The organism is Kribbella sp. NBC_00889 (genome assembly GCF_045207705.1).
Classification (GTDB): domain Bacteria; phylum Actinomycetota; class Actinomycetes; order Propionibacteriales; family Kribbellaceae; genus Kribbella.
The window spans coordinates 321,107-344,946 of sequence record NZ_CP108783.1; the positions used below are offsets into that span (position 1 = coordinate 321,107).

Sequence of the window (23,840 nt, forward strand, 5' to 3'; positions counted from 1 at the left end):
CACCTGGCACCCACGCTCAGCGGCGCCGACGAGTGCTGATCGTGATGGCCCGCGGGTTCAGCACCTCCGACGGACCGGCTTGCGGGTGTGCTCTGCTCACTTCCCCCGCGGGGTTAGCTTCTGGGGCGGACTGTCAGGGGGACTGGTTTGCGGGTGTCGGTGAAGAAGTCGTTGCCCTTGTCGTCCACCACGACGAACGCCGGGAAGTCCTCGACCTCGATCTTCCAGACAGCTTCCATCCCGAGCTCGGCGTACTCGACCACGTCCACCGACTTGATGCAGTCCTGCGCGAGACGGGCCGCCGGACCGCCGATCGAGCCGAGATAGAAGCCGCCGTGCTCCTTGCACGCCTGCGTCACCTTGGCCGAGCGGTTGCCCTTGGCAAGCATCACGAACGATCCACCGGCCGCCTGGAACTGATCGACGTACGCATCCATCCGCCCGGCCGTCGTCGGCCCGAAGGACCCGGAGGCGTACCCCTCCGGAGTCTTCGCCGGACCCGCGTAGTACACGGCGTGGTCGCGCAGGTACTGCGGCATCGGCTCGCCCGCGTCCAGCCGCTCCTTGATCTTCGCGTGCGCGATGTCCCGCGCGACGACCAACGGGCCGCTCAGCGACAGCCTGGTCTTCACGGGCAGCTTGGTCAGCTCCGCGCGGATCTCACTCATCGGCCGGTTCAGGTCGATCCGGACCACCTCGGTCTCGTCGGCGAGGTGCTCGTCGGTGGTGTCCGGCAGGAACCGCGCCGGGTCCCGCTCGAGTTGCTCCAGGAACACACCCTCCGGCGTGATCTTCGCCAGCGCCTGCCGGTCCGCCGAGCACGACACAGCGATCGCGACCGGGCAGGACGCGCCGTGCCGCGGCAGCCGGATCACCCGCACGTCGTGGCAGAAGTACTTGCCGCCGAATTGCGCGCCGATCCCGAACTCCTGCGTGAGCTTGAAGACCTCCTCCTCGAGCTCCAGATCGCGGAACCCGTGCCCCACCGGCGATCCCGAGGTCGGCAACGAGTCGAGGTAGTGCGCGGAGGCGTACTTCGCGGTCTTCAGCGCGTACTCCGCCGAGGTGCCGCCGACCACGATCGCCAGGTGGTACGGCGGGCAGGCCGCCGTACCGAGGGAGCGGATCTTCTCGTCCAGGAACTTCATCATCCCGTCCGGGTTGAGCACCGCCTTGGTCTCCTGGAACAGGAACGACTTGTTCGCCGAGCCGCCACCCTTGGCCATGAACAGGAACTTGTACGCCGGGTCGCCGTGGTCCGGGGTCGAGTACAGCTCGACCTGGGCCGGCAGGTTGGAGCCGGTGTTCTTCTCCTCCCACATGGTCAGCGGGGCCATCTGCGAGTAGCGCAGGTTCAGCTTGGTGTACGCGTCGTACACCCCGCGGCTGATCCACTCCTCGTCGGCCGCGCCGGTGAGCACGCCCTCGGACTTCTTGCCCATCACGATCGCGGTCCCGGTGTCCTGGCACATCGGCAGTACGCCGCCGGCCGAGATGTTCGCGTTCTTCAGCAGGTCGAGTGCGACGAACCGGTCGTTCCCGGACGCCTCCGGGTCGTCGATGATCCGGCGCAACTGCTCCAGGTGCGCGGTCCGCAGATAGTGCGAGATGTCGTGCATCGCCTCCGCGGTCAGCGCCCGCAGTACGTCGGGCTCGATCTGCAGGAACGTCCGGTCGCCAGCCGTGAACGTGCTGACACCTTCGGTCGTCAGCAGCCGGTACTCCGTGTCGTCGGCACCCAGGGGCAACAGATCGGAGTAGTTGAAGTCGGCGGACACCGGCGTACCTCCATGGCATGTGGTCTGGATGAGCCAACTTTATCCGGCGGGCTCAGGGGCGGGATCAGGGGTGAATCGGGGATGATTCCCGTCGGCGGGTGGTGCTGTCCGCGCGTATCGTGCTGACGTGGCCCAGGATGAGGTTCCCCAGGACAACCGACCGCAGGACTCGGTGCCCGCGCAGCCCGCGCCGGCGACGGGTGACGAGCTGGCGCTTCGCCGCCGGGTCTCCGACCTCGAGCGGGAGGAGGTCGCCGACGTACTGCGCGATGCCGCGGGCGAGGGCCGGCTGTCGTACGCCGAGCTCGAGGAGCGGCTGGAGCAGCTGTACGCCTCCAAGACGTACGGCGAACTGGTCGAGATCACCGCGGACCTGCCGAACGGCCCGCGCGTCCCGGCTGCGTCGAGTGTGCCGGCCGTGAGCCCGCACTACGGCGGGGCCATGGTCGAGGCCGGCCCGGTGATCAACGTGTTCATGTCGGAGACGAAGCGCACCGGCAACTGGCTGGTCCCGCAGCGCCAGGAGATCAACGCCGTCCTCGGCGACGTCACCCTGGACTACACCGAAGCCCAGCTCCCGTCCACCGAGGTCTTCGTCGAGGTGAAGTCGATCCTGGCCGACGTGAAGATCCGCGTCCCGCGCAACGCGATCGTCCACCTGGACAGCAACCCCATCCTCGGCTCGATCTCCGAACAGGAATCCGCCCTCTCCGCCGCCGACCCCACCACGCCCGCCACTCCCACCACGTTCCACATCCGCGGCACCGCCATCCTCGGCGAGATCAAGATCAAACGAGGCCCCCGCCTCAGCAAACGCCTCGGCCTGAACTGACCAGCTGCACGGAATCATCCGCAACGGAGGGTAACCAACTTGCTATAGCATCTGTGCTATGGCCTGGGGTACCGTTGAACTCGAAGCCGAGGTGCGCACCTGGCTCGAAAGCTTGTCAACCGATCTGTTCGCACGAGCTGCCTTCTACGTGGACCTGCTTGCTGAGCAGGGTCCGTTGCTGGGCGAGCCCTACACGAAGCAGCTCGACGGCAAGCTTCGAGAGTTGCGTTTCTGGCTCGATCGGGACGCGATTCGGATCAGCTACTGGATCGCCACCGACCGTCGGATCATTCTGCTAACGGTGTTCAGGAAGACCCGAATGCGGGAGACGCGGGAGACAGACCGAGCGGTGAAGGCGTATCGCAGGTGTGTCGCGGAAGCGCACATCGTGCCGGTGACGGAGGAGGACAGGTGACGAGCCGGACGGGATGGGACGAGGTTCGCGGGCCCCGGATGGCAGAGCGTGGTGCTGAGGAGGCGTATGACGCGACGCGGCGTGCTTACGAACTCGGAGCAGCGGTCCGGCAGATGCGTGAGCAGCGCGGCTGGACGCAGACCCGGCTGGCGGATGCGGCCGGTATGACGCAGTCGGCACTCGCGCGCTTCGAAGCCGGCGGGACTGTGCCCACTCTCGCGCTCCTCGAACGGATCGCCCAGGCATTCCAGGCGCGCCTGGTTGTCCGCTTCGACGAGGGCCACTCCGCGGCCTAGGCGGTTGCGCGCCAGCGGCCTTGCGTTCGGTGGATGGTGATGGGGTGGGCGAAGGTTCGGGTGATCAGGGCGGTGGTGAGGACGTCTTCGGCGGGGCCGGCGGTGAGGAGGCGGCCTTCACGGAGGAGGGCTGCGTGGGTGGTCGAGGTCGGGAGCTCCTCGAGGTGATGGGTGACGAGGATCGACGCCAGGTGGGGATGCGAGGCGTGGACCTGGTCGAGGGTTTCGAGGAGTTGTTCGCGGGCGGCGACATCTAGCCCCGTGGTCGGTTCGTCCAGGAGCAGTAGGCGCGGGTCGGAGATCAGCGCACGGGCGATCAGTGCGCGACCGCGTTCACCCTGGGACAGGTTGGTCCAGGACGCGTCGAGGTGCGTGCCGATCCCGAGCAGCTCGACCAGTTCCGCGGCCCGGGCATCCTGGTCGGGCGTCGGCTCCCAGCGCGGCATCAGTTCGATCGTCCCGGTCAGACCGGTGAGGACCACCTGCCGGATCGTCAGCGGCGACCGCAGCGGATGGCGTGGGTTCACGTGCCCGGTCGACTCGCGCAGGGTCCGGATGTCGACGGCGCCGAGGCGACGGCCGAGGATCTCGACCGTGCCCCGGGTCGGGTGGGTGATGGCGCCGCAGAGGTTCAGCAGGGTGCTCTTGCCCGCGCCGTTCGGCCCGAGCAGCGCCCAGCGTTCCCCCTCGCCGACGGTCAAGGACACCCCGCCGAGCAGCAGTTTGCCGTCCCGGACGAAGTCGACGTCCTTCAGTTCGAGCACCCGAAAACCTCCTCGTAAAGCGCCTTCAACTCCACCGCACTCGCTTCCCGGCCGGTCTCGTCGGTGTGCCGCTGCACGTGCCGGGCGAAGTCGACCTCTTCCGTCGCGCTCATCCGCACGCCGTACGACGACTCCAGTACATGCGCGATCCCACCCTTCCCCGACTGGCTGTTCACCCGGACGACGGCCTCGTACCCGCGCCCGACGTCCGCCGGGTCGATCGGCAGATACGGCACCTCCCACGCCAGCTGCGACGCCGGTACGCCGACTTCCGCGGCCCGCCGGTGATGGTCCGCGAACCCCTTCCGGATCGCATCCTGATGGGTCCCGGAGAACGCCGTGTAAACCAGCTCACCGACATACGGATGCCGCGGGTGGATCGGCATCCGGGTGCAGTACTCGACCGTCTCCCGGATCCGGTCGATGGCGGAGAAGTCGACCATCGGGTCGACGCCCTGCGCGTGCAGGTTCAGCGCGAGCGTCGCGATGTCGACGTTCCCGGTGCGTTCGCCGTTGCCGAAGATGCAGCCCTCGACCCGCTGCGCACCGGCGAGGACGGCGAGCTCCGCGCAGGCGATGCCGGTACCGCGGTCGTTGTGCGGGTGCACGGAGAGGATCACGCTGTCGCGCCGCGGCAGGTTCTTGTCCATGTACTCGATCTGGTCGGCGTATACGTTCGGCGTCGCGACCTCGACCGTGGCCGGCAGGTTGAGGATCACCGGCCGCTGCGGCGTCGCGTCCCATCGCTTGGTGAGCTGGTCGGACAGCTCGAGGATGTAGTCCGGCTCGGTCAGGTTGTACACCTCCGGGGAGAACTGGAAGCGCACGTTCTCCTGCCCTCCCGCGAGCCTGAGGATGTCCTCGGCCCCGGCGTAGATGAGCGACGCCAGTTCGTCCCGGGTACGACGCAGCACGACGTCCCGCCACACCGGCGCGGTCGCGGCGTACATGTGGATGACGACCTGGCCGCGCATCCCGGCGATCGACTCGACGGTCCGCTCGATCAGCTCGGGCCGGGCCGGAGTGAAGACGACGATCGTGACGTCCGGCGGGACGAGGTCGCTCGTGGCCAGCAGCCGGACGAAGTCGAAGTCGGTCTGCGAGGCGGACGGGTAGCCGACCTCGATCTCTTTGTAGCCCATGGCAACCATCAGCTCGAAGAAGCGGCGCTTGCGCTCGGGGTCCATCGGATCGGCCAGTGCCTGGTTGCCGTCGCGCAGGTCGACCGGCACCCACAGCGGTGCGGCGGTGATCCGGCGGTCCGGCCATTCGCGGTCGATCGGGGCGACCGGGACCTTGGCGAAGATGTCGCGATAGCGGTGGCTGGGCATGGGTGAGTGCTGCTGGCGGTTCCAGTCCATGGTGGGTCCTTCGGCTCGTGCGGGAGACGGGACCGGCAGGCGAGAGCACTCCACGGTGGGGGTGCCGGTCGAATCAGCTCCCGCCGTGGCGGCCAAGAAGGAGGCGGCCCGCAAGCAGGAGGTTCGAGGACATGTGGACACGCTAACCCGAAACCAACTCCTCAGACAAGCTGAGAACTCTCGGACCCCGGCGGGCCTACACTGAGCGGCATGATCCGCCGTCATCCACTGGCCGAGCAGGCCGCCGAGGAGCTGCTCCGCCGGATCGGCAGCGGCGAGTGGGCGCTCGGCCAGAAGCTGCCGGGCGAGACCACATTGGCCGCGCAACTCGGCGTGGGCCGGTCGACGATCCGTGAGGCGGTCCGGGAGTTGGCCGGCCGCCGGGTGCTGGAGAGCCGGCAGGGCGCCGGCGTGTTCGTGATCGCGCACCAGGCCACGGAGGACTGGGACAAGGTCCTCCGCCGCGCCGACATCACCGACGTACTGGAGGGCCGGCTCGCGATCGAGACCGAGGCGGCGAGGCTGGCGGCATCCCGTCGTACGCCGGCCGACCTCAAGGCGTTCCGCTACACGCTCGCCGACCGGAGGCGGGCGTCGGAGAACTCACCGGACGACTGGTACGTCGAGGCCGACCTGGCGTTCCATCGTGCCGTGATCACGGCCGCGCACAACGCCGTACTGACGGAGCTGTTCGACACGTTCGTGCCGCGGATCCGGCGAGCGATGATCGACATGCTGCGGATGGACGAGCAGCATCGGCACCGGCATGACCAGGCGGCCCACGTGGCGATCGCCGACGCGATCCGCGACCGCGACCCGGACCTTGCGGCCGCCCGGTCCCGCGAACACCTCAGCGCGGTCCGGAGCTCCGTCTCCTAGGACCGGTGCTGGTCGTGGAGTGATCGCAGCCAGGGCGTGAGGGCGTCGAGATCCTCGACGTTGTCCTGCGGGATGCTGATCGGTCGAGTACGCCGGTCAGCCGGGCGGATCTGCACCGTCCGGACTCCCGGCAGACCGGCCGGATCGTCGATGCTCGTGATCCCGGACCAGCGCAGGCTGCGGCCACGGCTGATGCCGTCGGCGTCGACCTTGACGACTGGGCGGTTCGTGATCAGTTGCCACAGCGTGAGCCCGGTGCCGTAGACGAACGCGGCCAGCGCCGTCAGCCGCAGTACGCCGAGCGTCCCGGACATCTCGCCCGCGCGGATGTGGTCGACGTTCGTCCACGCGGACAGCACCATCAGCAGACCGAATCCGGCCAGCCGGATCGTGAGCCGACCGCGGCGTGGCGGGAAGACCACGCTGCCTTTGGACTCCAGTTCGGAGGTCCAGGTCTCGGCGGACACGTCAGGATCCCCACTTCGCCGCGTGTTCCGCGGCGGTCGGTGGGTCGGCGCCGTGCCGGGTGCAGGTGATCGCGGCCGCCTTCACCGCGTAGTCGACGACCTCGCGCAGATCCTCGGCCGTCAGCCCGGACAGCCGCGTCGCGCCGAGCAGCCCGCGCGCGTTCAGCCCGGCGATGAGCGCAGACATGAGCGAGTCGCCCGCGCCGACCGTGTCGACCACCTCGATCGCCGGCGCCGGCACCTCGACGCGCCCGTCCCGGCTGATCCCGATTGCGCCGTCCCCGCCGAGGGTGATCACCACGCACTGGGTCCGCTCGGCGCTCAGCAACTCGGCGGCGATCTCGTCCGGAGACGCTCCGGGCCGGAAGAACCTGCAGTCCTCGTCGCTCAGCTTGACCAGATCGGACCACGCGGCCAGCTTCCGGATGGCGGCCCACGCCGGCACCGGATCCGGGGTGATCGTCGGCCGCGCGTTCGGGTCCAGCGTCACCGTGACCGGCTGATCGGCGACCGACTGCAGGAACTCGCGGATCGCTGCGGCGCCCGGCTCGAGCATGGTCGCGATCGAACCGGTGTGGATCGCCGGGCACCCCCGCGGCCGCGACAGCGCCGGCGGATCCCAGGTGATGTCGAACTGGTACGACGCGACTCCGGCCGGATCGAGGGTGGCGGTCGCAGTACTCGTCCGGAAACTCGGGTCCACCGAGCCGGGTGCGAGCTGGACGCCGTTCCCGAACAGGTGCGCCCCGAGCTGGTCGCCGTACGGATCGGTCCCGAACCGCGCCACCAACTCGGTCGGCACCCCGAGCCGAGCCAGCCCAACCGCCACATTCGCCGCAAAGCCCCCCGGCGTCGCAGTGCTCTTGCCGTTGCCGTTGCGGGGAGCCCGCGCCGCCGGCACGACAATGTCCACGAGAGCCTCACCGATGACGAGGATTGGTGCCGTCATCGGGCGTGGTCGAAGTCGATGGCTGAGTATGCGCGGAGCTTGGAGAGTTGGTGGACGCTCTCGATGCTGCGGATGGTGCCGCTGCGGGAGCGCATCACCAGCGAGTGGGTGCGGGCGGTGGACCGGCCGTACCGTACGCCGCGCAGCAGTTCGCCTTCCGTGATTCCGGTGGCGACGAAGAAGCAGTCGTCGCCGCTGACCAGGTCGTCGGTGTCGAGCACCCGATCGAGGTCATGGCCGGCGTCGATCGCCTTCTGCCGTTCGTCGTCGTCCTTCGGCCAGAGCCTGCCTTGGATCAGCCCGCCCAGGCACTTCATCGCACACGCGGCGATGATGCCCTCCGGCGTACCGCCGATGCCGATCAGCATGTCCAGACCGGTGTCGGGCCGAGCCGCCTCGACCGCGCCCGCCACATCGCCGTCGCTGATGAACTTGATCCGCGCACCGGCCGCCCGGATCTGCGCCGCCAGTTCCTCATGCCGCGGCCGGTCCAGAACGACGACCGTCACGTCGTCGACGGTGGAGCCCTTCGCCTTCGCCACCCGGCGGATGTTCTCCCCGACCGGCAGCCGGATGTCGACCACGTCGGCCGCCTCCGGGCCGACCACGAGCTTCTCCATGTAGAACACCGCGGACGGGTCGTACATCGAGTTCCGCGCCGACACCGCCATCACCGCGATGCCGTTGGCCATGCCCTTCGCAACGAGCGTCGTACCGTCGACCGGATCGACCGCGACATCGCACTCCGGGCCGTCGCCGGAACCGACCTGCTCGCCGTTGTAGAGCATCGGGGCGTTGTCCTTCTCGCCCTCGCCGATCACCACCACGCCGTTCATCCCGACCGTGCCGATCAGGGTGCGCATCGCGTTCACCGCCGCGCCGTCGGCGCCGTTCTTGTCGCCGCGCCCGACCCAGCGGCCCGCCGCCATCGCCGCGGCCTCGGTGACCCGGACCAGCTCGAGGGCGAGGTTGCGGTCAGGCGCGTGCGCCTCGACCTCCAGATGGGCAGGTGGCGTGGTCGGGTCACTCATGCCAACGGATGGTAGCCAACGCGGTCTCCGGCCGTTTCGGCGAGATGGGACACTCATGCCATGAGTTCGACAGGTCAGGGTGCTTCCAGCGAGGCGGAGGCGCGGGAGAAGGCCCGTGCGCGGGCCGAGGCGATCGCTTACCGGGAGCAGAACCAGAAGGACCGGGCCAAGGCGCGCACGCTGACGAACATGGTCTGGGCGCTGCTGGCGTGCTTCATCGTGGTCGCGTTCCTGATGATCGTCACCTGGCGGCCGAAGCACGAGCAGGTCAAGGCGGTCGAGTACACGGCCCAGCTGGAGGACGCGAAGAAGGTCGCCCCCTGGGTCCGCGGACCGGAGCCGATGCCGTCCGGCTGGACAGCGACCAGCGTGGAATTCCGCACCCCGGAGCAGGCTCCGATCACCTGGCACCTCGGCACCGTCACGAACGAGAAGAAGTACGTCGGCCTCGAGCAGTCCAATGTCACCGGCGGGAAATTCCAGTCCGACAAACTCGGCCGGACCTCCGACGACGGTACGTCGACCCTCAGCGGCGTCACCTGGCAACGCAAGGTGCTGCTCGACCGCAAACAGGAGAACGCCTTGGTCCTGGTGGGGTCCGGCGCCACCACGATCGTGACCGGGAATGCCGGATATCCCGCCCTTGAAGCGTTTGCTTCGGCGTTGCGCTGACCGTTTTCGCGCGTTTTCCTGACCGCGTTCCGGACGGTCGTTGACACATCTGCCGGGTTCGGGTTTCCATCGTTTTTCGGCTGTTTACACGCTCGGGGAAGAGTGCGAAGGAGCCTCACGTGGTTGCGCTCTCCCGGGCGGGGAGTTGATGCGCCGATGTTCGTCACGGGGCTCCTTCTTGCCGCCGACAGTTCCCCGCACCTCGGCGTACCCAGGCAATTACTCGCTTATCACGGCGACACGCTGCTCGGCGCGACTCTGGATGTCGCCCGGACCTGCGGTTTCGACCAGCTGATCGTGACGCTGGGCAGTGCCGCGGACCAGATCCGCGACCGGGTCGACCTGGACGGTGTGCGGGTGGTGGACTCACCGCACGCGGACACCGGCAGTTCGTCGATCGTGCCCGCCCTGGACGCGGTCGATCGCCGGACCGACGGCATCGTGGTGATGCTCGGGGACCAGCCGGGCGTGACCTCGGCCACCGTGTGGTCGCTGGTCGCCGAGGTCGCCGGGCCGGCCACCCCGATCGGCGTCTGCCGGTACGACGACGGCCACGGGCACCCGTGCTGGTTCGGCCGGGAGTTGTTCGGACAGCTGCGGCAACTGCGCAGCGACGACGACCTGTGGGACCTGATCGAGGGCGGCCGCTACCCCCTCACCCAGGTCGATGCCATCGGCAACATTCCGGCGCGGGCCGGGACCTGGGACGACTACCGCCGCCTGGTCTCCGGCCACACGCCGGCCCTCGGCGCGTTCACTCCCGGCGCCTTCGAGGACGCCCCGATCGACGACGCGCACCCCGTCCCACTCCCCACGCGTCCCCGCCGCCGCCGTCGTACCGCGTCCTGACGCCGACCTAGTCCGCCCCGACCAGCCGCAGTCCCACCACGCCCGCGACGATCAGGGCGATGCAGGCCAGGCGAGCGGGGGTGACCGGCTCGTCAAACAGCACGATGCCCAATGTGACCACGCCGATCGAGCCGAGCCCGGTCCACACCGCGTACGCCGTACCGACCGGGAGGCGGTCGAGCGTCCTGGCCAGCAGAACGACGGAGATCACGCCGAAGACGAGTACGCCGACCGTCGGCCACAGCCGGCTGAATCCGTCGCTCGGTTTCAGGCTGAGCGCGAACGCGATCTCGAACGCGGCGGCCGCGAGGAGTACCAACCACGCCATCAGGCCGCCAGCGCTCCTCCGCGCAGATGCCGCTGCGTCACGGTCGCGACTCGCGCGCCGAGAGCCGCCGCAGTCCGCAGATCGGTCGCCGGCGGCGCCTTCTCGGCCGAGAGATCCGCGTCGGACTGTGCCATCGCCCCCAGCCAGCTGCCGAGCCGATTGAGATCCTCGATGCTCGCGGTCGACTCCGCCCAGCCGGGGTAGAGATCGAGTCCGACCCAGATCATCCCGTGCTGCGCGGCGAACACGGCCAGGTCGACCAGGCTGTTCAGCTTGTCGCCGGACATCGCCTTCGAGTTGGTGAACCCGGCGGCGATCTTGTCCCGCCAGCCCAGGTCGGCGGCCCAGATCTTCACGCTGGCCTCCGCGAACGCCTTGAAGACAGCGCTTGGGCTGCCGAAGTACGTCGGAGCGCCGAAGATGATCGCATCCGCGGCGGCGAGCCGGTCCCAGATGTCGTCGGTCAGCTCATCCAGCAGAACCAGGTCTGTCACGGTGCCAGGCACCGAGGCGGCGCCGGCGGCGACCGCCTCGGCCTGCTTCGCGGTATGGCCGAACCCGGAGTGATACGCGATCGCGATCCGGGCGGATGTGTTGCTCATCGACGTCCTCGCTTCGCTCCGGGCGCCGATGAGACACGAGATGCACTGTGCTTGATGATGAACTCGCTTCGCTCGTTCATGTTCTTCCTCCAGAGACTTTAGCGGACTACAGTCCGTCTTATGAACGACAGTACCGGACCGCGGTCCGCTTTACAACGGAAGCTACCGGTCGTCGGGGAGCCGCGCCCGGAACGCGCCGACGCCCGCCGGAACCGGCTCCGGGTGCTCGAGGCGGCCGATCGGCTGTTCACCGAGCAGGGCGTGAAGAACGTGTCGCTGGATGCGATCGCGGCGGCGGCAGGTGTCGGCAAGGGGACGGTCTTTCGCCGCTTCGGCGACCGCGCCGGGCTGGCGGTCGCGCTGCTCGACGAACGCGAGCAGGAGTTGCAGGCGAAGATCCTGAGCGGCCCACCGCCGCTCGGCCCGGGTGCGGCGCCGGTCCTCCGGGTGATCGCCTTCCTCGACGCGTACCTCGACCTGCTGGACCGTCACGTCGAGCTCTTCATGGACAGCGAGAACGCCTCAGACGGCGCTCGCTACCGAATCGGCTCCTACAACCTCTGGCGCCGGCACCTGGCCCTGCTGATCGAGGAAGCCCGCCCGGATCTCGACGCCGACTACACCGCACACCTGGTCCTGGCTCCGCTGGCCGCCGACCTGCACAAATCCCTCCGCGACCAGGGCTTCGACCTCGCACGCATCAAGTCCGGGCTTCACACCGCAACGACCAGCCTGCTGGGCGCGGTCAGCGGCGTGTGAATCTGCCCGTGATCGTCACGATGCCGGTGGCGTTCCGGGTGAGCTGTCCGGCCCATTCGAGGGCGTCGTCCAGCGTCGGCCGGCGGGGTTTGTAGGCGTTGGCGAACGACCAGTAGTGCTTGCGTTCCTCGAGCGGTTCCTCGGCGAGTTCCGCGACCGCCAATCTCGGCGGAATCGTCTGGTGGGCCAGGAATTCCTTCCACTGCAGGCGTTGCATCCTGAGGTGCCGCAGTCCGGTGAGCTGTCCGAGCGAGGACAGCTCCGCGGCGGGCGCGTCGGTCAGATCGAGCGCATACAAGGAAGGGCAGGACGCCAGCGGCAGGAGATCGATCGGCTTCTCACTGCGCAGAACGACCTGACTCACTGTCGGGTGACCCCGCAGCCCGGACAGGTCGATGGTGTCAGTGCCGAGGTCGAGTACCTCGACAGGCGTCGCGAGCAACGGTGAGAGGTCGACACCGGCGACATTGCGGACCGAGAACTTCTGCAGCGCCGGCGCCGTACCCACCGGCCGCAGGTCGACCCACGGCGCGTTGTGCACCGACAGTTCGCGAAGCTCCGCGGTAAGGCCGGTCACCGGTGCCGCGTCCCTTCCGGTCAGCTCGAGCGTGCAGTTCTCGTCGTACTGGCGTTCGTACTGACTGACGTCGCCGGCGTTGATCCACAGCCCTTCGTCGTCATCGCGCTCGACGCGATCGGAGACCAACGCGTCCACGTGCCGGCGCAGCAGCTCGGTCACCGAGTCGGCGACATAGACCGGGCCGCGGTAGTACGACCGCCCGATCAGGATGACCTGACCGGGCCGACCGTTGGGACCGGGCGCCAGGTCGACTGCGAGATAGTTCCCGAACGTGTCGGTGGCGAAGGGGATCCACGCCGGATGGTCCGCGAGCCGACGGACGGCGCCCGGCGGCCCGTAGTCCTTGACGAACGAGTAGGAGTCGACGTAGCGCTGCCATCCGCGGGTGATCCACCACCGTTCGTCCTGATCGGCGAAATGTTCCAGCGTCTCGAGGCCGAACCAGCCGAAACCATGGAGCATGCCCCGTCCGCCGTCACCGTCGACTACGGCGTACAGAGCGCTGAGATCCCGTGGTAGTGGGACACTTGTTGCGGGCAGGGGTGGCGGCAGTTCGTTGGACGACGGGCCGAGCAGATCCTCGAGCCGCCGGCGGTATTCGTTGAACAAGGCAACAGCCTCGACGGGATCTCCGGCCTCGGCGGCGTCGCTGGGAGCTGCCAGGGGCTCGGGCGGCTCGGACTCCTTGTCCACCAGGTAGCGGAACCCGCGGTCATCGGCGCGATCGAGTCGCTCGCTCAGGACAGCGCGGTAGCGACCGCGGGATTCCAGCTCCAGATCGATCGTGAGGTGTTCTGCCGCCTCCATCAACGTGTGGACGGCTGTCATGCCGCCGTGCACGTCGATGTCGTTCGCGCCGTACTCGTTCAGCTCCTTCGGCTCGAACCAGAAGCCGCGGTGTCCGGTTCCGCCCTGGCCGACCGCGTACCCATGCAGCTCCGCACGCTTCCAGCCCCGGGGAGCGGCCTCGGCGATCTCCTCGGCCAGCTGTGTGAGCACAGCCGACAGAGCACCTTCACGATCCTTGTCCACTGCTGCTCAGCTTCGGTTGCTCAAGAGCGCAAGGGCCAGGTTCTGCTGCTCGTCCGATGGTGGCCGCGTCCACGTGTATCCGCGCAGGTCGTCCTCGAGCATGCGTGCCATCACGACGGACAGTACGTCCTTGGGCTCGGCGTACTCCATCTGCGGCCTCAGGTCGCGGTAGTGCTCGACAACTCGCTCGAAGCAGAAGACCAGCGTGTTGATGTACTTGCTCTTCTCCGCCTCGGCCCGGTCGAAGGCGGCGACGTACTCCGGACTCTCCGGTGTCATCACGTCCTTCATGACGTCCAGCCGGTTGCGGTACTCCGTCGGCTCACCCGCGAGGGCGGACGCCTCCTGGTACATCCGCTCCACGTGCTGGGGATTCTTGGTGAGAACGCCCATGGTCAGGTAGCCCTTGTTCTCATCGGCATAACCGCCGGCGAACTCGTGGTCCACCCCCTGGGCGAACGTCGCGGACATCATCGCGTCGGTGAAGGCGTACTTGTCCATGCCGTCGACCTCGGTGACGTCCTCGCCCATCCACTCGTCGTTGTAGTAGAGAACGCCGTCGACCTCGCCCTCGGCGGCCCGCATCACCAGGTCGTGGACGGCGCGGGCGGGATCCTGCACCGCCGCGGGTCCCATCGCGGCGAACTGCTCGGTCAGGGAGTACAGGGAGATGAGCATCATCGGGCTGTAGACCCGCAGGAGACCCTCCGACCGCATCGGGTAGCAACCGCGATCGTCGTCGTACGCCTCCAGGCCGGCCATGAACGCCTTCTCCTGCTCAGGTGTCAGTGTCAGCTCCCACAGCCACTTCTGCTCGACGTGGAACTTGTAGAAGTCCTCGCCCTTGAGCGGATCACGGATCTTCAGGAACCACACCACGAACCCGGCCAGGCCGAGCACCAGTACTCCGACCACGATGAGCGCGATCACCATCTACGACAAACCTCCGGCGGATGAATTGCGTTGCCTGCAAGGGAAACGGGGCGCGAGGGCAGTATTTGCCAACGTCCGCCCGAATCCGGGGAAGGGTTTACCGTAGTAGCCCGCCAGGTCACCGGTGGGCGAGCGACAGCCTGATCTCCGGCAGGTCGTTCAACGACGAGTACGTCCGGTCGGCCCTCTCGGTGAATCCATAGCGCGCATAGAACCGCCGTGCCCGAGTATTTGCCTCAAGCACCCACAGCCAAACCTCCGTGCAGCCGTGGTCGCGCAGATCGGCCACTGCTGCATCAGTCAGGGCTCGCCCGGCGCCGGTGCCCCAGTGATCCGGGTGGACGAACAGCGCGTAGAGCTCGCCGGTGCCAGGCGGGGCTTCGCAATCGCGTTCGGGACCGACTCCCGCGTACCCGGCGATCTGGTCGCCGATCGAGGCGACGTACAGGCGGGAGCGGCCGGCGGCGATGCTCTCGGACCAGGATGCGGCGATGGCCGCAGGATCCATCGCGTCGAGGAAGTCCTGGGGGACGAGGCCGGTGAAGGCGGCGCGCCAGCTGGCAACCCGGGCCTTTGCGGCCGGCAGCAGGTCTTCTTCTTGTGCCGCTCGGACGCTCGGTCTGCTCAGTTGGATTTCTCCTCGTGGGCGGCTTGGGCTTTGGCCAGGCGTTCGCGGGCGCCGTCCAGCCAGCGTTGGCAGGTGGCGGCCAGTTCTTCGCCGCGTTCCCACAGCGCGAGGGACTCCTCGAGAGTGGTGCCGCCGGCTTCGAGCTTGCGGACCACCTCGACCAGCTCTTCCCGGGCCTGCTCGTACGTCATGTCGGGACGGTCGCCGCTCACGTGTTCTCCTCGGACTTGACTTCGACTGCGAATCGGCCGTCGGTCACCCGCGCCTGCAACAGATCTCCTGGCGCCACTTGCGCCACTTCCCGGACCGCGGTCCCGTCGGCCAGTTGGAGCACCGAGTACCCGCGCTCCAGCGTCGCCTTCGGGGACAACGCCCGTACGCTCGCCAGCCGGTGGGTGATGTCGTCGCTCGCCCGATCCAGCCGGTGCGTCAGAGTCCGCCGGCTCCGCTCGATCAGCGCCGCGACCTCGTCGGACCGCCGTTGCAGGTCCGTCACCGGCGCCGCGAGCGACGGTCGGCTCCGAATCGCCGCCAGCGCGTGCATCTCCCGATCGAGCCACGAAGTGACTGCCCGCAGCCCGCGCTCGCGCAACTGCCGAACACCGTCGAGCTCCTCGCGTACGTCGGGAACGATCCGCTTCGCCGCGTCAGTCGGAGTCGAGGCGCGCAGATCGGCGACCAGGTCGAGCAGCGGCGAGTCCGGTTCGTGCCCGATCGCGCTCACGATCGGCGTCCGCGCCTGCGACACGGCCCGGATCAGTCCCTCATCCGAGAACGGCAGCAGATCCTCCAGCGATCCGCCGCCGCGCGCGATCACGATCACCTCGACCGACTCGTCCGCGTCCAGCTTCCGCAGCGCGGTCATCACCTCACCGGCCGCCGACGGCCCCTGCACCGACGCGTACTCGATCCGGAACGCCACCGCCGGCCACCGCCGCTTCGCGTTCTCCAGTACGTCGCGCTCCGCCGCGGAATCGCGACCACAGATCAGCCCGATCGTGTGCGGCAGGAACGGCAGCTTCTTCTTCCGGTACGCCGCGAACAGTCCCTCGGCCGCGAGCAGCTGTTTGAGCCGCTCGATCCGGGCCAGCAGTTCGCCGATGCCGACGTGCCGGATCTCGTTGACCGCCAGCGCGAGCGTGCCGCGGCGGGCGAAGAAGTTCGGCTTCGCGTTCACCACCACGCGAGACCCGTCCGTCACCGGCGGATCGACCGCCTCGAACACCCGCCGGTTGCAGGTGAACCGCAGCGAGATATCCGCGTCGGTGTCGCGCAGTGTGCCGAACACCGTCGTCGTACCGCGCCCGATCGACACGTCGGTCAGCTGGCCCTCGACCCACACCGCACCGAGCTGGTTGATCCAGCTGGCGATCCCGTTCGCAATCGTGCGAACGGCCGCAGGCGCATCCGGTGAGGTCTCCAAAGCCACCCCCAGACCCTACGACCCCGCGCCGACAAACCCCGCGCGACGCACGCAGATCACTTAGCGTTGCCTGATGCGTCCGTTACTGCTGCTCGATTTCGACGGTCCGCTGAATCCGTACCGTGCGCCGGGGACTCCGCCTGGATACGTGCGGCACGAAATCGTCGAGGGGGAGAGGACCTGGGTGGTGCGCATCAACCCGCAGCACGGGGTGGAGTTGAACGCGCTCGCCGGCACCTTCGACCTCGTCTGGGCCACCAGCTGGGAACACGGCGCCAACCGCCTGCTGTCCCCGTTGCTCGGCCTGCCAAGAGATCTCCCGACGATCCTCTGGCCGGACCGTACGCCGGTACGCCGCGGATCGTGGAAGACGCCGTACGTCGCGGACTGGGTGGGGGATCGCCCGTTCGTCTGGATCGACGACGATGTGGACTCCGACGACGAGAGGTTCTTCCACCACGACCACCAGTTGGTGCATCAGGTGGACCCGCGAACCGGGCTGACGGCAACGGATTTCGCAGCGATCCGGACCTGGGCCGACGGAAAATCCTTTGCGGACAACGCGATTCCCCCGCATCCTTGAGGCATTGGAACACCTCCCACGGGGGAGCCGTCCGGACAGGGCGGACGGCTCCTCGACTTGTCTTCGTGACACTGTTCACACAAATCCGGTCGGCTCGGGCTGCCGTGACGGCGGCCCGTACCATGGGGGACGTGACTGCCCAGCCTGACAACACTCAACCGACGACCGCGGTGCGGACGAAGCGGGTGCTGCTCGCTGCCCCGCGCGGGTACTGCGCCGGTGTGGATCGGGCGGTCGTGGCGGTGGAGAAGGCGCTCGACCTCTACGGGCCGCCGGTCTACGTGCGCAAGGAGATCGTGCACAACAAGCACGTCGTGCACACCCTGCAGTCGCGCGGTGCGATCTTCGTCGACGAGACCGACGAGGTGCCCGAGGGCGAGACGGTGATCTTCTCCGCACACGGCGTCGCCCCGGTGGTGCACCAGGAAGCGGCCGCGCGGCAACTGAAGACGATCGACGCCACCTGCCCGCTGGTCACCAAGGTGCACCACGAGGCCAAGCGTTTCGCCGCCACCGACTACGACATCCTGCTCATCGGCCACGAAGGCCACGAGGAGGTCGTCGGCACCAGCGGTGAGGCGCCGGAGCACGTCCACCTCGTCGACGGCCCGGGCGACGTACCGAATGTGACTGTCCGCGACCCTGAGAAGGTCGTCTGGCTGTCCCAGACCACGCTGTCCGTCGACGAGACCATGGAGACGGTCCGCCGGCTGCGCGAGCGGTTCCCGAAGCTGCAGGACCCGCCGAGCGACGACATCTGCTACGCGACCCAGAACCGCCAGGCCGCGGTGAAGAAACTCGCCGCGGAGGCCGACCTGATGATCGTGGTCGGCTCCCGCAACTCGTCGAACTCGGTGCGCCTGGTCGAGGTGGCTGTCGAGCACGGTGCCAAGGCCGGCTACCTGGTCGACTACGCCGACGAGATCGACGAGGCATGGCTCGAGGGTGTCGACTCGGTCGGCGTCAGCAGCGGCGCGAGTGTGCCGGAGGTGCTGGTCCGCGATGTCCTGCGCTGGCTGGCGGAGCGCGGGTACGCCGACGTCCAAGAGGTCACCACGGCCGAGGAGAGCCTGACTTTCGCTCTGCCTCGTGAGCTCCGCAGTGACCTCAAGGCTGCCGGCCTTCCCACGACCGGTACGTCGGACCACGCCTGGACTATTTGATCACCAGCGTGATGGTCCTGACGGTGTCCTTGATGCTGCAGTACCGCACGGTGTAGCGGAAGGTGTACGTCCCCGGCTTGGTGTAGCTGTGCGTTTCGGCCGTGTACGTCTCCTGTCCGGTCTTCCGCGTCGTCGCCCCGTCGCAGCTCATCGAGCTGCCGTCCGAACCGCCCTGTTCGCCATCGCCCCAGAAGTACTGCGTTCCGCCGGACAGGTTGAGGAACGACGTGTCGGCCGGCAGGTCCTTGCCTCCACCGTGTGCGCCACGACCGGCGGTGGTGGGATCGTCGTCGGTGACGTGGTCGGCGGGCCGGTGACGATCGTGGTCGGCGCGCTCGGGGTGTTGGTCACCGGTGGGGCGCTGTCGATGTCGGTGAGGTTGCCTGCGGCAACGGCAATCGCGACCACCGCGGCCGCGGCCAGCGTGACCACGCCGGCGGTACGACGACGCCGTACCGTCCGGACCCTCGCGGCCACCGCTTGACTCGGCACCGCGGTCGGCGGGGGCGGATCGGCCACCAGTTGCTCGAACTTGTCCTTGAGATCGTCGGTCATGGGATCAGCCCTCCTTCTGGGCCGGAGCGGCAACGGCGGCGACCAGGTGGTGTTCGCGGAGCCTGGCGAGTCCGCGGGAGACGTTGGATTTCACGGTGCGGATCGAGCAGCCCATGATCTGGGCGATCTCGGACTCCGGCAGGTCCTCGAAGTAGCGCAGTACCAAGGTGGCTCGGGTCCGGCGCGGCAGGGTCGCCAGCGCGCGGAGCAGCAGGTCGCGGTTGTCGACCGTGCCGTACTCCGACGGAGCGTGCGTCTCGGGTAGCCGATCGGTCGGCGTCTCGCCCCCACTCACCCGTCAGCAGGTACCCGAACCGTTGCAGCGCGATGAAGCGCCCGTCGACGAACTCGGCGAACTCCGTGTCCCGTCCTGGATCCATCCCAACCCCCAGTGCTCCCGTATCGGTCAGAAGTGTGATGACCGGGTGGGATCAAAAGGTTGAGTCGCGATCGGCCGGGTGTGAAGTTGTGATCTGTCACGCCGAAGCGTCGTACTTCTCCTGGGCCTGGGTGATGGCGGGCACGTGCTCCTCGGCCCAGTTGCTGACCACCGTGATCGGCTCGATCAGGGACTCGCCCATCGGGGTCAGGGCGTAGACGACGCGGGGCGGGACCTCGGCGAAGACCTCGCGGGTGACCAGGCCGTCGCGCTCCAGCCGGCGCAGGGTCTGCGTCAGCACCTTGGGCGCGACCTGGCCGATCCCGTCGCGCAGTTCGGTGAACCGGCGCGGCCCGTCCTTCAGCCGCAGGACGACGAGCGCCGTCCACTTGTCGCCGATCCGGTCCAGGATCACCCGGGTCGCGCAGTTCGGGTCGAAGAGATCGCCCCGCTCCCAGGTCCGGCCATTAGTAACCATCAGGTACTTATAGCACGTTGAAGTGCTCAGTAACCAATCGATACTATTGGAGAACAAGTTGAGTTTTCATCCAGATCGAAGGGAATCGCCAGTATGAAGATCGCGGTCTACGGTGCGAGTGGCATGGTCGGCAGCCGGATCGCCGCCGAGGCGGTCAGTCGCGGCCACGAGGTCACCGGCATCACCCGCTCCGGCGGTGAGCTTCCGGCCGGCGTCCAGGCGGTGCAGGGGAGCGCCAACGATGTGGCCCTGGCGAAGGAGTTCACGGCCGACGCCGACGTGCTGGTTGCCGCGCTGGGCCCGAGCCGCACGGGCGGGGACCACCAGGACTACTTGGATGCCATCGACAACCTGATCGCGGCCGTCAGCGGTACGAAGACGCGCCTGCTGACGATCGGCGGCGCGGGCGGTCTGGAGATCAACGGCAGCCGGGTCGTCGACGGTCCGGACTTCCCGGCCGAGTACAAGGGGGAGTCGCTCACGGTCGCCCAGGCGCTCGAGGCGTTGCGCGCCACCAGCGAGGACGTCAACTGGGCGATGCTGGCCCCGGCCTTCGTGATCGCGCCCGGCGAGCGCACCGGTAGCTTCCGGCTCGGTCTCGACGAGCCGGTCGGTGACCACATCTCGGCCGAGGACTTCGCGGTCGCGGCGGTCGACGAGCTCGAGCGTCCGGCCCACAATCGCCGGCGCTTCACCCTCGGCTACTGATTGCCGAGGGGTTTGCCCAGGTAGCCGCGGGCGATCATCGTCACCCACGCGTAGACGGCGTCCTCCGCGGGTGCCAGCGGGCCGGGCCGGAAGTGCGGCGACTCGGCTCCGCGCTGCACCGACTCGCAGGCGGCCCAGTCCTCGCGATTTGTGACGTCCCAGAACTGCACGGCGTACGACGGATCCTGCACCTCGGCCGGGAAGTACCACGAGCACTCGATCGCGGTCAGGCCCGGGGCGCGTGGCTCGAGGCGGTGCGTCATCACGTAGTCCGGGTGGAGCGAGATCAGCAGGTTGGGGAACAGCCCCAAGTAATTCACCCGGCGTGGATCCACGCCGGGCAAGGCGATCCCTTGTGAGAGTCCGTCGAGCGACATGGTCTCGACCCCCGGCCGCAGATCCATCAGTCCGCCGACCCAGGCACCGGGGAGGTTCCAGTTGTCGCCGGAGTTCGGCGGTGACACCTTGCACAGCTCGGGGTGGATCAGCGGGCAGTGGTAGCACTCGTGGTAGTTCTCGACGATCGTCTTCCAGTTCGACGCGACGTCGTACTGGTGCCGTGCCTTCAACTGGAGGGACTCGGGCGCGTACGGCGCGACGAGGTCCGTGAGTCCGCCGAGGTGCTCGCCGAACGGTTCGGCCGTGGCGGTCGCGTTCACGAACAGCCAGCCGTGCCACACCTTCGCGGGCAGCTCAACGAGGTTGTACGGCGTGGGGTCGAAGGCGGCGCCCATCCGGGGTGCGGCCTTGACGGCGCCGTCGAGTTCGTACGACCAGCCGTGGTACGGGCAGACCACGGACCGCCGTTCGCTGGTCTCGTCGTTCTGTAGCAGTTCGTGCCCGCGATGCCTGCAGGTGTTGGCGAATGCGCGCGGTCGTTCGCCGAAGGTCAGCACTACCGGGATGTCACCGACGGTGGTCGCGCAGTGCGTCGTATTGGTGGACAGCTCGTCGACCCGGCCGAGACAGCTCCAGCTGCCGGCGAAGAAGTGCCGGCGTTCCCAGGCCAGGACAGCGGGATCCGTGTAGGCCTCGCGCGGCAGCATGACCGACTCGCCATGCGGTCGCAGCGAGGCTTCCAGCGCGCGGAGATCGACGGGAGCATTCGCCATTCGCCCACTATCCGGTGACGGTGGGCCGGAAGTCGAGTGCTACCGCGTGGCGGCGACGTACTGGCCGAGGACGTAGTCCCAGCCGGTGTCGTAGCCGGCGCGGGCGCGGACGCCGTCGGCGCGGCGCTCCCAGCCGGAGTGCACCAGCGCGAGCTCGGTGCCGTCGTCAACCGGAGTGAAGGTGATGGTCACCTGGCCGGCCTGCTCCGGATCGCTGCCCGGATGCCAGCTGAAGCTGAGGGAGGTGGGCGGATCCCAGTCCGAGATCGTGCCCCAGGTCGCGAGCTCGCCGTCGTCGCCGTACTCGATGATCCGGCCGCCGGCGAAGCTCTCGACCCGGATGGCGCGGGCATCTCCTTCACCGACCGAGTGCGACCCCATCGGCCACCACGCGGAGATCTCGGCGGTGAACACCTCGAACGCGCGCTCGGTGCCGACCGGCACAACGATCTTCTTCACCAACGGCGCCAGGCCTTGGTCAATGTTCATCCCGCTCCTCCTCGGTCCGCCGGATGTGGTCGGCGTACGCCTCCAGTGCGTCGTCCCAGAACTGGTCGAGCCAGTCCCGGAGCTCGTCGAGACCTGCGCGGTGGATGCGGTAGATGTTGCGTGTCCCGCGCGATTCGTGGCGCACCAGCCCGACCGCCCCCAGCACCTTCAGGTGCTGCGAGATCGCCGGCCGGCTGACGGGCACCTGCCCGGCCAGGGTGCTGACCGAGCAGGGCCCGCCGCGTCGCAGTGTCTCCAGGATCACTCGTCGGGTTGGGTCGCCGAGTGCATCCAGCACCGGCCCCGCCGCCTCGAGTGATCCGTAAGTCCCCACGAACGGTAAGTTGCCACTAACCAACGGCGGAGTCAAGCCCTCGGGGATCAGTTGAAGGGGTCGAGGATCAGGCTCGCCTGCCGCGGGTCGCCGTCGTGGACGAGCGCCTCGTGGTTGCCGACGTCGTCGAAGGCGAAGCCGTACGCCTTCCCGTCCACCATCTGCGCGTGGATGTTCCGGGCGTACTGGTTGGTGACGGAGTCCAGGTAGAAACCGCTGTTGTTCGGGTCCGGCTGGTTCGGGTTCACCAGCAGGGTCGAGCGGTTGTAGCCGGCGCACAGCGTCCGTGAGATCGGGCCGCGGACCTGGTCGTTGGGTGCGTCGAGCAACTTGAAGCAACCGAAGATGCTGGCCGAGTCGGGTTTCTGGAACGACGTGACGACCGCGCCCGAACTGTTGGTGAAGTTCATGACGTTGCCCGACACGCGACCGAAGTACTTGAGGTTCGGCTGGTCGCCGAACGGTGTGACCGTCAGGGTCTCGTTGGTGTACTTCGCCCAGACCCGGTTCACGTAGTCGTCCATCGCGTTCGCCGGGAGGGCGCCGGTCTCGACGCCATACAGGGGTGAGAGCGCTCGCAGTACCGACCCGTCCGGGGCTGTCTGGATCAGGTTGCCCCACCCGCCGGACTGGCCGCGGAGTGTGTTGTAGAAGCCGTTGTATCCGCTGGATTTCAGGTGCCCTGTGGTCTTGGTGCTGCCGTCGGGGAGTTGTACGGCGACGGCGTACGGGGCCGAGAACATGTCGACCTGCGTGCTGTTGATCCACAGGCCCGAGTCGTTGAGCGTGTACTCCGACCAGTTGAACAGGATGTTCCGGTTCGGATCGCTCGGATTCTGTACGGCGGGCTGGACCAGGCCGCCGGTGGTCAGTTTGAAGACCAGCTTCTGGCTGTAGGAGAAGTACACCCGGCCGGAGAACTTCGGCATCTGGATGGTCGTCGACTGGCCGTTGGATGGGCCAACGATCGACGCGTCCGGCGCCGGCGTCGGCGGGTTGCCGCCGGCCGGCCAGGCGTGGAAGTTGCCGGAGGCATCGGCCCAGCCCTGCTGCCCGGTGGCCAGGTTCGTGCCCAGGTTGTAGATGTAGACCGCGTCACCGCGGCCCGAGTTGTTGGTGATCGTCAGTGGGATGGTGGCCGGAACCGCTTGGGCGGGCTGGTCGATGACGGCCGTCAGCACGCCGGCCACGGTCGCCGCGGCCGCGGCGAGCGCCAGCAGTCGGTGTCTGATGCGCACAGATCCTCCTCAGGTCAGTCCCGTTCGAGAAGGCGAGGCACCGGCCGGCCGAGCTGTCGCGCTACCAGGCCGCAACAGCGCCCGAACCGGCGCTCAGGTCCGGACGGCGAGGGACGGTAGATCGCCGAAGGACCAGGTGAGAGCGCTCTCATCGTTGCGTATCCCCACCCCCGGCTGTCAACAGCCCATTCCTGTCGGCTTTCCGACAGGGTTGATGCAACTC

The 23,840-nt window shown here is 68.1% G+C and carries 31 protein-coding genes; 10 read left to right on the forward strand and 21 right to left on the reverse strand.

Translation table 11 applies throughout. The features are described 5' to 3' along the window. Positions 1-113: 113 nt before the first annotated feature. Positions 114-1,778, reverse strand: a complete 1,665-nt coding sequence (locus tag OG817_RS01675) for a fumarate hydratase (RefSeq protein ID WP_406051678.1) — start codon at positions 1,776-1,778, stop codon at positions 114-116. 127 nt (positions 1,779-1,905) lie between these two features. Here OG817_RS01675 and OG817_RS01680 point away from each other — a divergent pair, with 127 nt between their 5' ends. The 3 genes from OG817_RS01680 to OG817_RS01690 are packed head-to-tail and all read left to right on the forward strand — an operon-like array spanning position 1,906 to position 3,321. Further along, positions 1,906-2,610 (forward strand): DUF1707 domain-containing protein, encoded by a 705-nt coding sequence (locus tag OG817_RS01680; RefSeq protein WP_406051680.1) that lies wholly within the window; start codon positions 1,906-1,908, stop codon positions 2,608-2,610. Between the two features lie 58 nt (positions 2,611-2,668). Beyond that, on the forward strand, positions 2,669-3,025 hold the full coding sequence (locus OG817_RS01685) for a type II toxin-antitoxin system RelE/ParE family toxin (protein ID WP_406051682.1): 357 nt from the start codon (positions 2,669-2,671) through the stop codon (positions 3,023-3,025). Then, positions 3,022-3,321 (forward strand): helix-turn-helix domain-containing protein, encoded by a 300-nt coding sequence (locus OG817_RS01690; RefSeq protein ID WP_406051683.1) that lies wholly within the window; start codon positions 3,022-3,024, stop codon positions 3,319-3,321. The genes OG817_RS01685 and OG817_RS01690 overlap by 4 nt, the downstream gene beginning before the upstream one ends. On the opposite strand, the gene OG817_RS01695 is transcribed toward OG817_RS01690, so the two are convergent. Both OG817_RS01695 and OG817_RS01700 read right to left on the reverse strand, forming a co-directional pair. Then, positions 3,318-4,085 (reverse strand): ABC transporter ATP-binding protein, encoded by a 768-nt coding sequence (locus tag OG817_RS01695; RefSeq protein WP_406051684.1) that lies wholly within the window; start codon positions 4,083-4,085, stop codon positions 3,318-3,320. The two genes, OG817_RS01690 and OG817_RS01695, sit on opposite strands and share 4 nt — an antisense overlap. After that, positions 4,073-5,446, reverse strand: coding sequence for a 2-isopropylmalate synthase (locus OG817_RS01700; RefSeq protein WP_406051686.1), 1,374 nt, complete (start codon positions 5,444-5,446; stop codon positions 4,073-4,075). The genes OG817_RS01695 and OG817_RS01700 overlap by 13 nt, the downstream gene beginning before the upstream one ends. A gap of 210 nt (positions 5,447-5,656) precedes the next feature. Here OG817_RS01700 and OG817_RS01705 point away from each other — a divergent pair, with 210 nt between their 5' ends. Next, positions 5,657-6,325: a FadR/GntR family transcriptional regulator gene (locus OG817_RS01705; RefSeq protein WP_406051687.1), complete on the forward strand. Its 669-nt coding sequence runs from the start codon at positions 5,657-5,659 to the stop codon at positions 6,323-6,325. Here OG817_RS01705 and OG817_RS01710 read toward each other — a convergent pair. Genes OG817_RS01710 through glpX form a run of 3 tightly spaced genes read right to left on the reverse strand, consistent with a single transcriptional unit; the run spans position 6,322 to position 8,772 of the window. After that, a complete protein-coding gene (locus OG817_RS01710) occupies positions 6,322-6,792 on the reverse strand; it encodes a hypothetical protein (RefSeq protein WP_360441663.1) in 471 nt (156 codons plus the stop codon). The genes OG817_RS01705 and OG817_RS01710 overlap by 4 nt on opposite strands. A gap of 1 nt (position 6,793) precedes the next feature. Continuing rightward, complete coding sequence (locus OG817_RS01715) at positions 6,794-7,741, reverse strand: carbohydrate kinase (protein ID WP_396396341.1); 948 nt, start codon at positions 7,739-7,741, stop codon at positions 6,794-6,796. After that, positions 7,738-8,772, reverse strand: coding sequence for a class II fructose-bisphosphatase (glpX, locus tag OG817_RS01720; protein WP_406051689.1), 1,035 nt, complete (start codon positions 8,770-8,772; stop codon positions 7,738-7,740). Before glpX ends, OG817_RS01715 begins: the two co-directional genes overlap by 4 nt. Before the next feature lie 60 nt (positions 8,773-8,832). On the opposite strand from glpX, the gene OG817_RS01725 reads away from it, so the two are divergent. Then, positions 8,833-9,444: a DUF4245 domain-containing protein gene (locus tag OG817_RS01725; RefSeq protein WP_406051690.1), complete on the forward strand. Its 612-nt coding sequence runs from the start codon at positions 8,833-8,835 to the stop codon at positions 9,442-9,444. Between the two features lie 156 nt (positions 9,445-9,600). After that, positions 9,601-10,293, forward strand: a complete 693-nt coding sequence (locus tag OG817_RS01730) for an NTP transferase domain-containing protein (protein WP_406051691.1) — start codon at positions 9,601-9,603, stop codon at positions 10,291-10,293. Positions 10,294-10,300: 7 nt separating this feature from the next. Here OG817_RS01730 and OG817_RS01735 read toward each other — a convergent pair whose 3' ends face one another. Further along, the gene (locus OG817_RS01735; RefSeq protein WP_396396335.1) at positions 10,301-10,621 is read right to left on the reverse strand and encodes a DMT family transporter; all 321 of its coding nucleotides are present in this window, start codon (positions 10,619-10,621) and stop codon (positions 10,301-10,303) included. Next, positions 10,621-11,223, reverse strand: coding sequence for a flavodoxin family protein (locus tag OG817_RS01740; protein WP_360441645.1), 603 nt, complete (start codon positions 11,221-11,223; stop codon positions 10,621-10,623). The genes OG817_RS01735 and OG817_RS01740 overlap by 1 nt, the downstream gene beginning before the upstream one ends. Before the next feature lie 120 nt (positions 11,224-11,343). Here OG817_RS01740 and OG817_RS01745 point away from each other — a divergent pair, with 120 nt between their 5' ends. Further along, positions 11,344-11,982, forward strand: coding sequence for a TetR/AcrR family transcriptional regulator (locus tag OG817_RS01745; RefSeq protein ID WP_406051692.1), 639 nt, complete (start codon positions 11,344-11,346; stop codon positions 11,980-11,982). On the opposite strand, the gene OG817_RS01750 is transcribed toward OG817_RS01745, so the two are convergent. From OG817_RS01750 to xseA, 5 genes are all read right to left on the reverse strand, one after another. Next, positions 11,969-13,561, reverse strand: coding sequence for an SMI1/KNR4 family protein (locus tag OG817_RS01750; protein WP_406051693.1), 1,593 nt, complete (start codon positions 13,559-13,561; stop codon positions 11,969-11,971). The genes OG817_RS01745 and OG817_RS01750 overlap by 14 nt on opposite strands. Positions 13,562-13,600: 39 nt before the next feature. After that, on the reverse strand, positions 13,601-14,527 hold the full coding sequence (locus tag OG817_RS01755; protein WP_406051694.1) for a hypothetical protein: 927 nt from the start codon (positions 14,525-14,527) through the stop codon (positions 13,601-13,603). A gap of 118 nt (positions 14,528-14,645) precedes the next feature. Continuing rightward, positions 14,646-15,035 (reverse strand): GNAT family N-acetyltransferase, encoded by a 390-nt coding sequence (locus OG817_RS01760; protein WP_406051696.1) that lies wholly within the window; start codon positions 15,033-15,035, stop codon positions 14,646-14,648. Between the two features lie 116 nt (positions 15,036-15,151). Then, the gene (locus tag OG817_RS01765; protein ID WP_131516650.1) at positions 15,152-15,346 is read right to left on the reverse strand and encodes an exodeoxyribonuclease VII small subunit; all 195 of its coding nucleotides are present in this window, start codon (positions 15,344-15,346) and stop codon (positions 15,152-15,154) included. A gap of 17 nt (positions 15,347-15,363) precedes the next feature. After that, positions 15,364-16,584, reverse strand: coding sequence for an exodeoxyribonuclease VII large subunit (gene xseA, locus OG817_RS01770; RefSeq protein WP_406051698.1), 1,221 nt, complete (start codon positions 16,582-16,584; stop codon positions 15,364-15,366). 67 nt (positions 16,585-16,651) lie between these two features. Here xseA and OG817_RS01775 point away from each other — a divergent pair, with 67 nt between their 5' ends. Both OG817_RS01775 and OG817_RS01780 read left to right on the forward strand, forming a co-directional pair. Continuing rightward, complete coding sequence (locus tag OG817_RS01775) at positions 16,652-17,161, forward strand: HAD domain-containing protein (RefSeq protein WP_406051699.1); 510 nt, start codon at positions 16,652-16,654, stop codon at positions 17,159-17,161. Between the two features lie 122 nt (positions 17,162-17,283). After that, entirely contained in the window at positions 17,284-18,324 is a 1,041-nt protein-coding gene (locus tag OG817_RS01780; protein ID WP_360441626.1) for a 4-hydroxy-3-methylbut-2-enyl diphosphate reductase, read from the forward strand. Here the strand turns inward: OG817_RS01780 and OG817_RS01785 are convergent. From OG817_RS01785 to OG817_RS01800, 4 genes are all read right to left on the reverse strand, one after another. Further along, positions 18,317-18,475 (reverse strand): hypothetical protein, encoded by a 159-nt coding sequence (locus tag OG817_RS01785; protein WP_406051700.1) that lies wholly within the window; start codon positions 18,473-18,475, stop codon positions 18,317-18,319. The two genes, OG817_RS01780 and OG817_RS01785, sit on opposite strands and share 8 nt — an antisense overlap. Then, a complete protein-coding gene (locus OG817_RS01790; RefSeq protein ID WP_406051701.1) occupies positions 18,472-18,879 on the reverse strand; it encodes a hypothetical protein in 408 nt (135 codons plus the stop codon). The genes OG817_RS01785 and OG817_RS01790 overlap by 4 nt, the downstream gene beginning before the upstream one ends. Before the next feature lie 4 nt (positions 18,880-18,883). Beyond that, the gene (locus tag OG817_RS01795) at positions 18,884-19,174 is read right to left on the reverse strand and encodes a sigma-70 family RNA polymerase sigma factor (protein WP_406051702.1); all 291 of its coding nucleotides are present in this window, start codon (positions 19,172-19,174) and stop codon (positions 18,884-18,886) included. Between the two features lie 181 nt (positions 19,175-19,355). Next, positions 19,356-19,736 (reverse strand): winged helix-turn-helix transcriptional regulator, encoded by a 381-nt coding sequence (locus tag OG817_RS01800; RefSeq protein ID WP_406051704.1) that lies wholly within the window; start codon positions 19,734-19,736, stop codon positions 19,356-19,358. A 93-nt stretch (positions 19,737-19,829) separates the two neighbouring features. Here OG817_RS01800 and OG817_RS01805 point away from each other — a divergent pair, with 93 nt between their 5' ends. Then, entirely contained in the window at positions 19,830-20,444 is a 615-nt protein-coding gene (locus OG817_RS01805) for an NAD(P)-dependent oxidoreductase (protein WP_406051706.1), read from the forward strand. Here OG817_RS01805 and OG817_RS01810 read toward each other — a convergent pair. From OG817_RS01810 to OG817_RS01825, 4 genes are read right to left on the reverse strand one after another with little or no spacing between them, the layout of a single operon-like run. Next, on the reverse strand, positions 20,438-21,556 hold the full coding sequence (locus OG817_RS01810) for an SRPBCC family protein (RefSeq protein ID WP_406051707.1): 1,119 nt from the start codon (positions 21,554-21,556) through the stop codon (positions 20,438-20,440). The genes OG817_RS01805 and OG817_RS01810 overlap by 7 nt on opposite strands. Positions 21,557-21,595: 39 nt before the next feature. Next, positions 21,596-22,045, reverse strand: coding sequence for an SRPBCC domain-containing protein (locus OG817_RS01815; RefSeq protein WP_406051709.1), 450 nt, complete (start codon positions 22,043-22,045; stop codon positions 21,596-21,598). Continuing rightward, positions 22,035-22,379, reverse strand: a complete 345-nt coding sequence (locus tag OG817_RS01820; protein WP_406051711.1) for an ArsR/SmtB family transcription factor — start codon at positions 22,377-22,379, stop codon at positions 22,035-22,037. The genes OG817_RS01815 and OG817_RS01820 overlap by 11 nt, the downstream gene beginning before the upstream one ends. 47 nt (positions 22,380-22,426) lie before the next feature. Further along, positions 22,427-23,617: a glycoside hydrolase family 64 protein gene (locus tag OG817_RS01825; protein ID WP_406051713.1), complete on the reverse strand. Its 1,191-nt coding sequence runs from the start codon at positions 23,615-23,617 to the stop codon at positions 22,427-22,429. Between the last annotated feature and the right edge of the window lie 223 nt (positions 23,618-23,840).